This is a genomic window from Bacillus sp. LK2 (assembly GCF_001043575.1).
In the GTDB taxonomy this organism is placed as follows: domain Bacteria; phylum Bacillota; class Bacilli; order Bacillales; family Bacillaceae_G; genus Bacillus_A; species Bacillus_A paramycoides.
Genome location: NZ_LDUK01000085.1, coordinates 1 through 14797, shown reverse-complemented (window position 1 = coordinate 14797; position 14797 = coordinate 1). Strand labels below are relative to the sequence as shown.

The 14797-nt window shown below is 36.3% G+C and carries 15 protein-coding genes; 10 read left to right on the top strand and 5 right to left on the bottom strand.

The window, feature by feature from the left end:
* The first annotated feature begins 158 nt into the window (after window positions 1–158).
* Window positions 159–533 carry an HsmA family protein gene (locus VK90_RS27040; RefSeq protein WP_048376672.1) on the top strand — a complete coding sequence of 125 codons (375 nt, stop codon included), beginning with the start codon at window positions 159–161 and terminating at the stop codon, window positions 531–533.
* 198 nt (window positions 534–731) lie between these two features.
* On the opposite strand, the gene VK90_RS27035 is transcribed toward VK90_RS27040, so the two are convergent.
* Entirely contained in the window at window positions 732–1964 is a 1233-nt protein-coding gene (locus VK90_RS27035) for a helix-turn-helix domain-containing protein (RefSeq protein ID WP_048376670.1), read from the bottom strand.
* A 259-nt stretch (window positions 1965–2223) separates the two neighbouring features.
* Here VK90_RS27035 and VK90_RS27030 point away from each other — a divergent pair, with 259 nt between their 5' ends.
* The 8 genes from VK90_RS27030 (at window position 2224) to VK90_RS26995 (ending at window position 10570) form a co-directional block, all read left to right on the top strand.
* Entirely contained in the window at window positions 2224–4515 is a 2292-nt protein-coding gene (locus VK90_RS27030; protein WP_048376667.1) for a glycoside hydrolase family 3 C-terminal domain-containing protein, read from the top strand.
* Window positions 4516–4762: 247 nt separating this feature from the next.
* Window positions 4763–5806, top strand: coding sequence for an ArsR/SmtB family transcription factor (locus VK90_RS27025; RefSeq protein ID WP_048376665.1), 1044 nt, complete (start codon window positions 4763–4765; stop codon window positions 5804–5806).
* A gap of 62 nt (window positions 5807–5868) precedes the next feature.
* Window positions 5869–7083: an MFS transporter gene (locus VK90_RS27020; RefSeq protein ID WP_048376663.1), complete on the top strand. Its 1215-nt coding sequence runs from the start codon at window positions 5869–5871 to the stop codon at window positions 7081–7083.
* A 97-nt stretch (window positions 7084–7180) separates the two neighbouring features.
* Window positions 7181–7507 carry a heme-degrading monooxygenase HmoA gene (gene hmoA, locus VK90_RS27015; RefSeq protein ID WP_048376661.1) on the top strand — a complete coding sequence of 109 codons (327 nt, stop codon included), beginning with the start codon at window positions 7181–7183 and terminating at the stop codon, window positions 7505–7507.
* A 182-nt stretch (window positions 7508–7689) separates the two neighbouring features.
* Complete coding sequence (locus VK90_RS27010) at window positions 7690–8112, top strand: VOC family protein (protein ID WP_048376654.1); 423 nt, start codon at window positions 7690–7692, stop codon at window positions 8110–8112.
* A 206-nt stretch (window positions 8113–8318) separates the two neighbouring features.
* The gene (locus VK90_RS27005; RefSeq protein ID WP_048376650.1) at window positions 8319–9023 is read left to right on the top strand and encodes a nucleotidyltransferase family protein; all 705 of its coding nucleotides are present in this window, start codon (window positions 8319–8321) and stop codon (window positions 9021–9023) included.
* Between the two features lie 237 nt (window positions 9024–9260).
* On the top strand, window positions 9261–9680 hold the full coding sequence (locus tag VK90_RS27000) for a VOC family protein (RefSeq protein ID WP_048376648.1): 420 nt from the start codon (window positions 9261–9263) through the stop codon (window positions 9678–9680).
* 386 nt (window positions 9681–10066) lie between these two features.
* Window positions 10067–10570 (top strand): GNAT family N-acetyltransferase, encoded by a 504-nt coding sequence (locus VK90_RS26995; RefSeq protein WP_048376646.1) that lies wholly within the window; start codon window positions 10067–10069, stop codon window positions 10568–10570.
* 140 nt (window positions 10571–10710) lie between these two features.
* Here the strand turns inward: VK90_RS26995 and lsrF are convergent, their stop codons facing one another.
* The 4 genes from lsrF to VK90_RS26975 are packed head-to-tail and all read right to left on the bottom strand — an operon-like array spanning window position 10711 to window position 14382.
* On the bottom strand, window positions 10711–11493 hold the full coding sequence (gene lsrF, locus VK90_RS26990; RefSeq protein WP_048376645.1) for a 3-hydroxy-5-phosphonooxypentane-2,4-dione thiolase: 783 nt from the start codon (window positions 11491–11493) through the stop codon (window positions 10711–10713).
* A 6-nt stretch (window positions 11494–11499) separates the two neighbouring features.
* Window positions 11500–11862 carry a cupin domain-containing protein gene (locus VK90_RS26985; RefSeq protein WP_048376643.1) on the bottom strand — a complete coding sequence of 121 codons (363 nt, stop codon included), beginning with the start codon at window positions 11860–11862 and terminating at the stop codon, window positions 11500–11502.
* Window positions 11863–11887: 25 nt separating this feature from the next.
* A complete protein-coding gene (gene lsrK / locus VK90_RS26980; RefSeq protein ID WP_048376641.1) occupies window positions 11888–13450 on the bottom strand; it encodes an autoinducer-2 kinase in 1563 nt (520 codons plus the stop codon).
* The gene (locus VK90_RS26975) at window positions 13450–14382 is read right to left on the bottom strand and encodes a sugar-binding transcriptional regulator (protein WP_048376639.1); all 933 of its coding nucleotides are present in this window, start codon (window positions 14380–14382) and stop codon (window positions 13450–13452) included. The genes lsrK and VK90_RS26975 overlap by 1 nt, the downstream gene beginning before the upstream one ends.
* Before the next feature lie 197 nt (window positions 14383–14579).
* Between VK90_RS26975 and VK90_RS26970 the strand changes: the two genes are divergently transcribed.
* Window positions 14580–14797: ATP-binding cassette domain-containing protein (locus VK90_RS26970; RefSeq protein WP_156185504.1), on the top strand; the 218-nt coding region annotated here is incomplete at its 3' end.

The window sequence follows — 14797 nt, the reverse complement described above, 5'->3', positions numbered from 1 at the left end:
ATCCTTAAGTTGATGGATGTGTGGGGGTACCCCTTAAAATACGAATGAGAATCCTATATTTATTTGGAAGGAAAATGCTCCATTCATACTCTGTTCATAATCCTTAGGTAATATAAAACTTGTAATAGGAAGAGAAATTTTGTAAAGGGGTGATTGATGTGCTCGCATCAGCTATTACATTTATTACGGCAGCACTAATTTTTTATTCAATTGGGGTCTGGAGTGAAAAAATTCAAAAGACGCTAAAACCTTGGCATGTGTTTATATTTTGGGTTGGATTAGCATGCGATACGATTGGTACTACATTAATGGAGAAAATGGCTTCAGAAGGTTCTCTATTCAGCTTTCATGGGATAACGGGTTTATCAGCAATTTTACTTATGTTATTTCATGCTGTGTGGGCCACTGTAGTTTTGAAGAAGAAAGATATAAGAATGATTGCCAAGTTTCATACATTTAGCGTAATTGTGTGGTTCATTTGGTTAATTCCATATATTTCAGGGCTTATATATGGAATGACAAACAACTCATAAAAGGAAATTGAACTTTCTAAACGAAAATAAAGTTATTCATACATTAGGAGATATAAGAAGAAACTAAAGGAAACAGAAAAAACGTATATTACATTATTAGTATAATCCCCTCAACATAAGTCGAGGGGATTTTGTAAAGTAAATAAATAATTCTAATGGCTAAACGAGGGAAGACTGCTCTGGGTAGTATGATAAACATTAAAAACATCCATTTTTAAATGGTTTAGGTGATACACCAGTATGTTTTTTGAATACCTTTGTAAAATGGCTCTGGTCATGGAAATTTAATAGTGTAGAAATTTCGGATATAGAATGTCTCGTATAGGTCATTAAACTTTTTGATTCATCAATCTTAGCACGCTGTATATATTCACCTAGTGAAATTCCAATTTCTTTTTTGAAAAGGGAAGATAGATAGCTAGGGTTTAATGCGACTATTTCGGCAAGATGGGATAGCGTGATTTCTTCGTAAAGGTGCGTAAATATATAATTTTGACATACATTTATAGGTTTTGAATGTTTTTGCATCGTCCCATTTTTAACTCGTTCTGAGAATTCAAGTAAAGCATTCTCCAAAAATGGGGAAATGGCTTCAGTTTTTTTTATTTCTTCAAGTTTTTGAATAAATAAATCACTGAGAGTATATGCGATTTCAGGAAATAGTCCACCATCTATAGCAGCTCTCGTCGCAAGTGTAATTGCGGCGATGGCAGAATTCTTCTGGCTTCGTAAGTGACTTGTTTTTGACAACACCCCAAGATCTCCTGATTCAGGTAGTCTCCTTAGATTTTTAATTAAATCATCCTTTTTCCCCTGTTTAATACACTCAAATATTTTCCTTTCAGCCAGTGGATCGATATGAGTTAATGTACTTTGACGTTGCTCTGATATATGTATATCGGGCTGTTCAATTTCAAATTCCGCCTTTTTTACCAGTATATTTTTTTGCAGAATATCAGCAATGTCTAATTTTTGTTGATACAGCATGTAATAAAGAATCATGCTTACATTTAAAAATTTCAAATTGCTTAAAACGGGGAGAGATTGATAATATTGAACCATTTCCTCCTTGTTTATTTTTAGATGAAGATCATTTATGAGACCTTTAATTGAGGCTTCTGATAGTCTGGAATAAAGGACTGGTCCAACGATGATGTTACCACTAAGTTGATCGTTCAAACGTAAGTTAATTGAGAAGAAATTTTCAAGAAAAGAAGTCTCTTCTAGTACCGGAAAAGTATAGGGCGGATGTTCCCTAAATAGTTGATTAAGTAACTCCTCTGTTGAAGGATACAAAGGGTTATGCTGAAAATTTGGAGAGATTTCAAATGCCAAATTTCCTTTGTAATCAATAAAAAAGATAGGTGTTTTATGTATGTCAAAGACTAGCTTACAAATATAATATAAATCTTCTAGTTTGGAGCAATTCATTATTTTAACCTCTATTCTTTAAAAATCAGCCAATATGTGTACAAGTTAAAAGCAACATAAAATCCTATCTTAAGCAAGGATTTTAAAATAAGGGCGAAAACGAGTGCAGGTCATTTTTCCTCTGCATAGTAACCATATATATAATCAACTAAAATTTTTACAAGTATTCTAAAGAATATACCATAATATCTAAAAAATAATAACTATAATAGCAATAAGAAAGCGTTTACTTAATTATTTTTTAGGAGGTCTATCTATCATGAAAAGAGATATTAAGAAAATTATTTCACAAATGACATTAGAAGAAAAGGCAAGTCTATGTTCTGGATTAGACTTTTGGAATACAAAAGGGATTGAAAGATTAAATATCCCTTCAATTATGGTAACTGATGGACCACATGGTCTTAGAAAACAAGCAGAGGGAGAAGATCATTTAGGGATTTATAACAGTATCCCATCAACTTGTTTCCCATCAGCAGTAGGATTAGCAAGTACATGGAATAAAGAATTAATCAAACAAGTAGGAGTTGCATTAGGAGAAGAATGTCAGGCTGAAAATGTAGGTGTACTCCTTGGACCAGGTGCAAACATAAAACGTTCGCCACTTTGCGGAAGAAACTTTGAGTATTTTTCAGAGGATCCATATTTATCATCACAAATGGCTGCAAACCATGTGAAAGGCGTACAAAGCCAAGGAATTGGAACGTCATTAAAACATTTCGCTGCTAATAATCAGGAGCACCGCAGAATGTCTGTTGATGCAATTGTTGATGAAAGAACATTGCGTGAAATCTATCTTGCTAGTTTTGAAGATGTCATTAAGGAAGCACAACCTTGGACTGTAATGAGTGCTTACAACAAGATAAATGGTGAATACGCTTCGGAAAATAACTATTTATTAAATGATATTTTAAAAGATGAATGGGGCTTTGAAGGTTTTGTCGTGTCTGATTGGGGTGCAGTAAATGAGCGTGTTGAAGGTTTAGCTAACGGTTTAGAGTTAGAAATGCCTTCAAGTTTTGGAATTGGTGAGAAGAAGATTGTTGATGCAGTTAACGTTGGTGAGCTATCAGTAGAAAAGCTTGATCAAGCTGTAGAGCGTCTTCTTAACATTATTTTTAAAGCATATGATAACCAATTAGAAAACGCTGTATATAGTAAGGACGAGCATCACCAACTTGCAAGAGAAGTTGCAAGTGAAAGTATGGTTATGTTACAAAATGAAGATTCCATCCTTCCGCTAAAAAAAGAGGGGACGGTAGCGGTAATTGGAGGATTTGCAAAGCAACCACGTTATCAAGGCGGCGGAAGCTCTCATATTAATCCAACAAAGCTTGAAAGTATTCTTGAAGAAATTGAAACTGTATCAGGTGAAAAAACGAATATATTATTTGCACAAGGTTATGATCTTGCTAGCGATGATATAGATGGAAACATGATTAATGAGGCAAAAAAAGTAGCAGAACGAGCAGATACAGCTGTTCTTTTCGTTGGACTACCAGATCGTTATGAGTCAGAAGGCTTTGATCGAAAGCATTTACAAATGCCAGAAAATCACGTGCAATTAATTGAGGCTATCGCTGAAGTGCAAAGTAATATCGTTGTAGTATTAAGTAACGGTGCGCCAATTGAAATGCCATGGATAGGTAAAGTAAAAGGAATACTTGAAGGCTATTTAGGTGGGCAAGCATTAGGCGGAGCAATTGCTGATATATTATTTGGTGATGCGAATCCAAGCGGGAAATTAGCGGAAACATTCCCGAAAGTTTTAAGCGATAATCCTTCTTACTTAAACTTCCCTGGTGAAGGCGATAAAGTGGAATACAAAGAAGGGGTGTTCGTCGGATACCGTTATTACGATACGAAAAATATTGAACCATTATTCCCATTTGGTTTTGGGTTAAGCTATACAAACTTTGAGTTTAGTAATCTTTCAATAGATAAGAAAGAAATAAAGGATACGGAGACAGTTTCCGTTCGTGTAAACGTGAAAAATACTGGTAGTACAGCAGGGAAAGAAATTGTTCAGCTTTATATAAAAGATGTTGAAAGCACTATGAGTCGTCCTGAAAAAGAATTAAAAGGATTTGAAAAAGTAGAATTGCATCCGGGAGAAGAAAAAACGGTTAGCTTTACTTTAAATAAAAGATCATTTGCTTATTATAATGTTGAATTGAAGGACTGGCATGTTGAAACAGGTGAATTCGAAATTTTAGTAGGAAAGTCTTCAAAAGAGATTGTTTTACATGATAGCCTATATGTTCAATCAACGACAATAATTCGAAAACCAGTACATCGAAATACTTTACTAGGGGACATATTCGCGGACCCAATTTTAGCACCACTTGCAAAAGAACTTATGGAAAAGGCATTAAAAGACAGCCCATTTGGTAGTATGGCTGAAGGGGATAGTGATACCTCTGAAATGATGGAGGCTATGCTAAACTATATGCCGTTACGAGCGTTAGTGAACTTTAGCGCAGGTGCTTTTACAGAGGAAATGTTGAGTGAAATAATTGGGCTATTAAACAACGCGCAGATGAATCGATAAGCGGTGAATGAATTTTCTAGCCATTGGAACATTCATTGTTGAATTTTAATTACTTTCAAAAATTCATACGCAATATAAACAAAAACGCAGTTTGCAACCAAACTGCGTTTTTTTAACGTTCAATGAATGATCAAAGTCTTTAAATTTAAAGGATTGTAGCTATAAAAGATTTTAAAATTCTAAAAAAATTGAAGGTATAATTCGATGAATATAGAATTTAACATATAGCAAATAAGGAGGGGATGAAATGGAAGTCTTTCACGTAACGAGTAGAAAAAGGGAAACGTACAACGTTCAAATGAAGTATTCGATACTTTTCGAATGTGCACTTGGCATTGCGGCAATTACTCATAAGAGGTTAATCGACACGCTCGAAAAGACTCAAAGTGAATGGGAAGAAATAAGACAGTCTTTACCTCATGAAATAATAGAGCATTTACAATTTGTCGAGGAGCATAATACGTGGAAAGCGTTGCTACAGTTACTGTATGATGGGGATTTTACGGATCTATCTCAATTTATTCATAATATCAATTCGCTATCAGAAGTAGATTTTAAGTATGTATGCTTACCGTTTTTAGGAGAAATGCATCAAGAAAAAAGACGTTTAGCAGCAAGCGGAGAAGTTTCAGCGGTACAAGAATTAATGGAACTAACGCATGAGCATCAATTTTTCTCTACGTATATTGAGTTTATATGTAATACAGATATGCAATTATTAAAAGGGCACTTAATCGCCGTCATGACAGGATGGTATGAGAGTGTTATTAAAAAAGAAGAAGAGCAACTACTCTCTATACTAGAGCGAGATTATGAAGCAAAAAATAAAATGAATAAAAAGATGAAACCGGAAGAGTTTGTAGAGTGGGCAACAGGTGGAGTTATATACATGCCAGAACCAAGTGTGCATCACGTACTTCTTATCCCGCAAATCACATACAGACCGTGGAACATAGAAGCAGATATTGAAGATACGAAAGTGTTTCATTATCCGGTCGCAAATGAAAGTATACATCCGGAAGATCCATATGAGCCGAGCTATTTTTTAGTACATAAACATAAGGCGCTTGGGGATGAGGCAAGGCTCCGTATTGTAAAACTACTATTTGAACAAGAGCGTACGCTGCAAGATATAACGGAAAGATTAAAACTCGGAAAATCGACAGTACATCATCATTTGAAACTTTTACGTTCAGCGAAGTTAGTTGATATTCATGACGGCAAATATGTGTTGAGAAAGAAAACAGTGCAGTCTTTAGCGAAAGAATTGGAAATGTTTTTGAATCGGTAGTACACAACGAGAGAATGTACATAAAGGAGGAATAATTAATATAGAAAAGTTGGTGCACTATAGTGGAAAATGTATTGAAAAATCGTTCATTCTTTTTTATGTGGATTGGCAGTGCAATTTCAGAATTAGGTGGAGCTTTCGGGACGTTATGTAATTCGATTCTTGTTTATGATATAACAGGGTCGAAAACAGCATTAAGTAGCATGTGGTTACTATATTTTATCCCGTCTCTCATACTGCAACTTATAAGTGGACCATTTATTGATAAATGGAGCCGAAAGTGGATCATGATTTTTTCACAATGGATGCGGGCCTCTGTTTTCTTACTGCCTTTAGTAATGCTAGTTACTAACAGTGTAGAAGTTTGGCACGTTTACGTTGTTCAAATTATAGTAGGACTCATTACGCCGCTATATACACCTGCAAGTCAAGCGATTACACCGAGTATAGTAAGTAAAGAGCAGCTTCAAGACGCAAATGCGTATATCGATGGGATGACTCGTCTTATGATGTTTTTGGCGCCCGTATTAGGTGGCATCGTTATTAAATTCATTGGAATCAAATTAACAATATTGTTCGTATGTGTTTGTCTATTCATTAGTGGAGGATTGTTACTTTTCATAAAAGAAAAAAGGGTAAAGCAAGAACTAAGAAAAACGTGGCTAGAGCAATTTCTTCACGGCTTTACATACTTCTTCACAAAACCAGTTATCGTTTGGCTTGGGGTATTTCTAGCATTCGTTCAATTTGGAGTAGGAGTAACGATGGTTACGAATCTTCCTTATATAAAAGACGAACTGTCGGCAGGATATGCGGAGTACGGCTACTTCATGGCAGGTTTCCCGCTTGGCTATGTAGTTGGTTCCATGTTAGTTGGGAAAGTGAAGTATAGAAGTCGTCGACTACTTATGCTTGGAGGATTATTCGTAGGGGGTCTCACTTACATTTCACTAGGTTTAAACAATAGTATTCTAATAGCGATTGTAATTGAAGTAATTGCCGGTATATGTATTTCATTTTTTAATGTTCATAACACGACGATATGCCAACAAACGGTCCCGAATAATATGATAGGGAAAGTATTTTCAGTGCGGTTATTTTTAATTCGATCGGCTATGCCATTAGGTGTGTTTCTAGGGGGAATATTGAGTGAGATGTGGGGAATAAGAACACTATACTTTATCATAGGTGCGCTTATATGTATCACTTCTTTAATAGGGATATTGCTTCCGTATTTTAAATTTTTGGATGAGTCGATCGAAGAGAAGTCTGCATAATTCAAAAATTAAAAACTTTATAATTGAAAATAATTATCATAATCAATTATAATGAAAGAATACTAGTATTCGTATTACAAGAAGGGAGTGGGATTATATGTTTATCGAAACTAAGACATTTACAGTAAAAGAAGGTACATCTAATATGGTTGTAGAACGTTTCACTGGAGAAGGAATTATTGAAAAATTTGAAGGCTTCATCGACTTAAGCGTTCTCGTTAAAAAAGTAAGACGAGGAGACGAAGAAGTAGTCGTTATGATTCGCTGGGAATCGGAAGAAGCATGGAAAAATTGGGAAACGAGTGAAGAACATTTAGCTGGACATAGAGCGAGCCGTGGTAAACCAAAACCAGATCATATCATTAACGTTGAACACGGGGTTTATTATGTAAAATCATCGAAGTCGGCTTATCAACAGTCGTAAAAATACATTTGTTTAATTATATTCTTTCCAATATATAACCATCTATCTATTTATTGATAGATGGTTATTAACATTGAATAAAGAGTATGATTTGCATGTGATGTAAGAAGAATTAACAGACAGGTTAAAACTAGAAATGCTATAATATAACCCGATCAGTGAGAGGATTAGGAGTGGTAATAATGGTTCAATCGATAGTTCATATTGCATTAGTAGTAAAAGACTATGATGAGGCGATAGAGTTTTATACAAAGAAACTAAATTTCACATTAGTTGAAGATATTTATCAGCCAGAAGAAAACAAACGGTGGGTAGTGGTATCTCCTCCAGGTTCAGTCGGCACCACAATATTACTAGCTAGGGCATCTAAACCTGAGCAAGAGTCCTTTATTGGTAACCAATCAGGCGGTAGAGTTTTTCTTTTCTTAAATACTGACGATTTTTGGAGAGATTATAATGAAATGATTTCAAGAGGAATAGAATTTGTGAGAGAACCGAAAGAGCAAGCATATGGAATTGTTGCAGTGTTTAAGGATTTATACGGGAATTTATGGGACCTTCTGCAACTAAAAGATGATCACCCAATTGCACAAAGAATTAAGTAGAAAGCAATTCAACTAGGCATTTTACAAGTATGTGAAAATAAAATAGAGCTAGGTTTGTAACAATTAGCAGTATGTATAATGGAAATGTATGAGGAAAAATATAATTCAATATCGTTTAAAATGTGTTTGCTTATTTTAGAAACTGAGAAATATCGATCTATTCTTATAAGAATAATATTACGTGCTCAATGGCTTGGAGGGTAGAAATGATAGAAAATCTTTCATTTATTACTTATGAAAATCATAAAGGGTTAGTGCATAAAATTCTAAATGAATATATCGCTAGGAATGAAGTAAGTGGGTTAATGCTTATCGGATCTGTCGCAAGAGGTGACGCTTATCCTGAATCCGATTTAGACTTCTATATTCTTTTAGAGCGCGGACAAAAGAAGAAATTTTATTCTGAACTGAGAGATGATATTTTAGTTGAATATAAGTGTGCAGAATTTAATCAAATACAATTAAGCTTTAAAAACAATCCGATGGAACTATATTCTTTTTTAGAAGGGAAAATTTTATTTGATAGTAACGATGAGTTGGAAAGACTAAAGAAAATAGCTCAACATACATATGAAAATTATGGTGTCTCTAGTGATAAAGTAAAGGGTACTTCTCATTGGCTCAATAGTTCGCTAATTAAAGTTCAGTCTGCTTTGAAAGCAAATGATAAGTTAAAAGCTTCCTACATAGTTCACACATCAACTTGGACTATTGTAGAAGGGATATGGGCTATTAATAATAAGCCTGCACCACCAGCAGGATCTGGTTTGAAGTATATGCAAACATTATCTAAAGTACCAATTAATTTTGATCACTTAATAAATATACTGTTTTTAGGGAATACGACAGAGCGCATCTCTTCAGCAGTTTTCTTAATTGAGTGGGTTTTACTCAACTTGGAGAATAGATAATATGGCTATTACAACTGTCGATTTATATAGGTAAATCGATATTCCACGTCGAATTGTTCATATGAAGTCATTAACTGTATTCCAAATGTTGCATTTTAAAAATCGTTCTAGACGATAGGAAACAGTATTAGACTATTAAAAAATAGCCTTAGGCTGAACACTTGAATACCTTTCCTTAAGTATTTATGTGTTATCAATATTAGTCTATATAATTCCAGTTTAAAAGGAGATGAGTGAATGAGGTTAAATCATTTGAATCTATGTGTTGATGATTTATCAGAAGCGAGACATTTCTTTGAAACATTTTTTGATTTTCAATTTTTGGAGCAAAAGGGAAAGGCCCTTGTAGTGATGAGTGATGAGAGTGGATTTATACTTGTATTAAGTGATCCAAAAGCATTCAAGGGGAAGAATGACGTTACATATCCTGAAGCTTTTCATATTGGCTTTTTGGTGGAAACTTCAAGCGAAGTTGATCAGGCGTATAATCGTTTAGTAGCTGGGGGCATTGAAATAGAAAAGGAACCTTATGCAATGAGAGGTAGTAGTTATGGTTTTTATTTTACAATATTTAATGGCTTATTAATTGAAGTTTCTTGCATTGACTATAAAGATGGTAAGAAAGTTTCAAAACTCAATAGCACTCATCAAGAGTAATTGTCGGAAGGTGTATATATAGCCTCTTATCAAGTTTAGAAAGGGGCTTGTTACCATTTTATTCGCTTTTTTAATGGAACATCAAAGTAAAAAAGAAGCGTCTTTTCGTCAAAAATTCGACTTATGAGACAGCTCCTATATTTATTAATCTAACTTAATTTCAAATTCAAGCACAGTTTGATTTTTCATAAACGGCATACCATCTTAAAGAAAATGTTGTAGATTTAATATAAAGTTTGATAAAAAGGTCTATTTTGTAGGGGAATTGCTTATGCATAAAATAACAAAATTTTTTTGTGTACTGTCGCTATAAACTTTCGTGAATCAACTGGGTTTCTTACCTGATGTGGTGCGAGGTACAGTGACATAACTAGGAGGTTGCCACTATGACAGCTGTATTTAAAGATATGGTGTTCCAGCTGAAAACGGAACGACTCGATCTGAATATGTGGGAGGAATCCGATGCAGTCTGGCTGAGAAAATTAATTGGTGAACGTGGTGTGGACATGCCAACCATTGAATCTGTTCGTAGCTATCTTATTGAGATGCGCAAGAGAGCAGCTGAAGATGGCATTTCCCTTCTCACTATTCGTAGGCGAGACGAAGGCGATTTCATCGGATACTGTGGCTTGATTATCGGTCGTTCCACGCTTGAAGAGCCGGAGATTGCATACGAGTTGTTCCGCAGTGCTCATCGCAAGGGTTATGCGACAGAGGCAGCATCCGCTGTGCTGGAGGCTGCGATTGCTACTGGGCGCCACAGACTTTGGTCGACTGTAGGCGCTTGGAATGTTGCGTCCTTCCGGGTATTAGAAAAGATAGGATTTGAGCGACATCACAGTACGTGGGACGAGCGCGGTGAGATTGTTTGGAACGTACGTGATCTGTAGAGACCTGACCAAATTCGGAACAATGAAAAATGTAAAAGAAAGCCCATATGTTAGATTGCTCAGTAATCTAACATATGGGCTTTTCCTTATAGTAAATATTGATTTTGTATATATTTAAGTGTAATAGTCTGTCTTTTATTTTAATTTTTTACATCATCATATAATTCCAGCGCTTCTTTCACATTCAATCCATTTTTCACAATGCCATGAATCGCTTGAATCATTGCAGTTGGGTGTTCGGATTGCCATATGTTTCGGCCCATGTCTACGCCGATTGCACCTTCTTGCAGCGCATTGTACGTAATGTTTAATGCATCTTCGATTGAATCGAGTTTCGGTCCACCGGCAATGACGACTGGGGCAGGGCATGTGCTCGTGATTTTTTCGAATCCTTCGCAGTAGTACGTTTTAATAATGTCAGCTCCCATTTCAACACATACGCGGGAAGCGAGTGCTAGGAAGCGAGCTTCACGTTTTTGTAGTTCTTTCGCAACGGCGGTAATACCGAGTACTGGCAGGCCGTAATCGTGAGCTTCAGAGACTACGTTTGCGAGATTTGAAACAGTTTGTGTTTCATAGTCTGATCCAACAAAAACAGAAACGCCGACGCCAATTGCGTTCTGCTTTACGGCCTCTTTCACAGGTGTAACAATTGTTTCATTCGCTAAATCTTTGCCGACTACAGTTGGTCCACCTGAAACGCGCATAACCATCGGTGTGCTGCAGTCTTCAGGAATACAGGAGCTGAGTATACCTCTCGTTAAAAAGAGTGAATCCGTATAAGGAAGCAAATTTTTAACGGTTTCTAACGGCTGTTCTAGTCCGTGAATTGGTCCTAAAAAATAGCCGTGATCTATTGCTAACATAACCGCTCTGCCGTCAGGTAAAATTGTATTTAATCGATTTTTAAATCCCCAAGTCATTAGAAATCACTCCTTCGTTAATGTTGGATTTTCAGTTTGTACTGTATCTTTATTTGGTAAATGTGGTGACTTAATAAAAACAGCTTTAAAAGGTTTATCAGAATGGTTAATAAGATAGTGAGATTCATGAGGACGAACTTGCAAGACATCACCTTGTTTTATCGGAACTCTTTCGTTATTTACATAGAAATCTATTTCGCCTTCTAACGCATAAAAGACTTCTTCGCACGTTGTATGAAAATGATTTTGAAACTCTTGCCCAGGCTGAATAATGACTAGGCCGAGATCAATATTTGGACCTTGTAATAAATATTTCGGCCCGTTATCACCGAAGCGATAGGTGAAATCATCTTCATTTACTTTAAGCATAGAAATCACTCCTTTATGTAATGTGTTACAGAGCACCAGGTGCAATCCACATATGTGAGGTGAGCCCATTATCGGCTAATGCGAGCTGACTGTCATACACTGTTTTCCATGTTTCATAGAACTCCTTATATAGTTCGTGATTTTCAGTGATTGGCTCGAATGTGTTTTCCCACTGTACAAACTGTTTAGCGGTTTCTTCCATCGAATTATATATTCCAGCACCAACTCCAGCAGCAATTGCAGTTCCTAACGCAGCTGCTTCTTTCACAACTGGTACTTTTACAGGAATGCCGAGTACGTCTGATAGAATTTGTGGCCATAGTTTTCCTTTGGCAGCGCCGCCAGCAAAAACGACTTCAGAAGGGAATGTACCTGTGAGATTTTCAATTAGTTTTAAGTTGCCAAGTGTAACGAAGGCGGCATTTTCTTCAATAGCGCGGAACATTTCTTTCTTCCCGCATCTGTCAGCATCTAAACTTAAATTTAAAAAAGAAGGTGCGGCATGACGCCAAGAAATGTAGTTCATGACGTTTGAAAAAGTAGGGATAATGCCATGTGAACCGACAGGTACGTCTTTCGCTTGTTCTTCTAATAATTCATAAGTATCTACACCGAGTTTTTCAGCAAGTTTCTTTTCTTCTTGGCAAAAAGCATCCCGAAACCAGCGCATAACGAGGCCTGGGAAAAAGGCAATCGTTTCATATTGCCATAGGTTCGGAACGACATGGCAATTTAAACGAATTGCAGCATGTGGATCCGTTATTGGCTCTGTAATGTTAACTTCTTGTTGCCAAAAGCTGCCTCCGCATACTAGTGTTTGATTTGGTATAACGACTCCAGTTCCGAGTGATGCCATTTGAGCATCACCGCCGCCAGCGACGACAGGAATTCCTTCCCGTAATCCAGTTAATGCTGCACAATCTTTTGTAACATTGCCGATTACTGTACCAGCTTCATTTACTTTCGGTGAAAATGGCAAAGTTAGCCCGCACTCTTTAGCGACTTCGTTATCCCAATTTCTATTTTGTAAGTCAAAAATACCGGATGTACATCCGTTTGAAGGATCGATTTGTAGAACGCCGCTTAATTTATACAAAATCCAATCGTTTAACATCGTAAAGGAATGAATGTTTCTGTATACATCTGGCTCATGCTTTTTTATCCAAAGCAAGCGAGGTAAAGCACCTAAGGAAAATGTTTGACCTGACTTTTTATATAAATCTTCTTCAATTTCGGAACGAATTTGTTTTAGTTCACTAACTTCTGCTGATGCGCGGCCATCAACATTTGCACAAGCCCATATTTCTTGCCCGTTTTTATCGTATAAAACAAATCCTTCGCGCATGCTCGTTGCACTTATACCTTTAATAGAAGAGGGGGACGTATTACTTTTTTGCAGAACATCCTTCGTACATTCTTGAACGAGCTTCCAGTTTTCTTTTACATCAAAATTCATTGAACTGGGATAACGACCATCTGATTTATGAACCCATTCTTGTTGACTAACTGCAAGCTGATTTCCTTGTAAATCAAACAGGACTGCTCGAATACTTCCTGTACCAGCATCGTAAGCTAATAAAGAGGACATTAAGAGTCACCTTCCTTTCTTAATAAGGAGAGGGCAGTATGTTCATCGGTAATTAATGTATGAATGAATTTTCCTTTTAAGGCGCCATAAATTGCATCTAACTTTTCAGTGCCACCAGCTACACCAACGACATGTTTCATATTTTGAAGAACAGAGAGTGGTGTGCCGATAAGACGGTTATGATGGGGAAGTTCTAATTGTTTTCCGTCAGTATTATAAAATTGACCTAAAATATCTCCGGCCCCGTACAGACTACGTATATACGTCATTTCATGTAGCGTTAATTTTTCTTCTTTCACAATTGTGGCATCTTGTGATAAACCTCCAATGCCAACTACTGCTGTATGTGCGAGTGAAGCGACGTGAAGCATATCTTTCACACTCGGCTCTGATAGAATACTTTGTGCCATTTCGTTTGTGGATGCTAGAAAAGGGGTAGGAATGATGTGAAGGTCTCCTTGCATGTAATTCAAATAGTTTTGCTTCCTCGGAATATAGTGGTTAACACCGCCTGTAAGAGTAACGATTGAAAGACTCATAGAAGTTTCAAAATGAATGTTTTCTAGCATTTTACTTATCGTTTCTCCCCAGCCAATGCCAAGTAAATCTCCTTGTTGCAGATGAGTTTCTAAATATTGTGCAGCAGCTTTTCCGAGTGAAGATGTATAATCTTCAGTTGGCGTTGGAATAACGAAAGCGTCTTTTAGATGGAATTTTTTCATAAGGTCACGTTCGATGCTTAAACAGTGTAAACCAGTACCTTTTACGTGAAATGTAACGACACCTTCCGTACGTGCTTTATCTAACAACCGAACGACTTTATTTCTTGAAATGTGAAGAAGTGAAGCAATCTCCTGTTGCGTTAGTTGATCTTTATAATAGTACCAAGCTACTTTAGTTAACAAATTTTCTTCAAAGTTCAGCTGTGACATTCTCTTCATTCCTTTCAACAAATGACCAATGCTTAAACATATGTGTTCGTTATTTTGTTTATTCCAGTTGAAACGATAATTAGCCCAGTGAAAAAAGTGTTCTAGATATGAAAAAAGGAATATACAATGCTACAAAACAAGTAGAACAAAAAATCATTTTCTCAAAAAATGTTCTGCATAAAGGCAGGTGACATCATGTGGAGAATGTGCCCTTATTACAAGTTACAAAGATGAGTAAATCTTTTTCAGATCAACTCGTATTAAAAGAAGTCAATTTACAATTAGAGTGCGGAGATGTATACGCTTTAGTTGGAGGAAATGGTGCCGGGAAATCAACGTTAATGAAAATATTAACAGGTTTGTATTCATACGATTCAGGCAAGATGTATGTGAAAGATGAGTGGCTCTTGTGGTA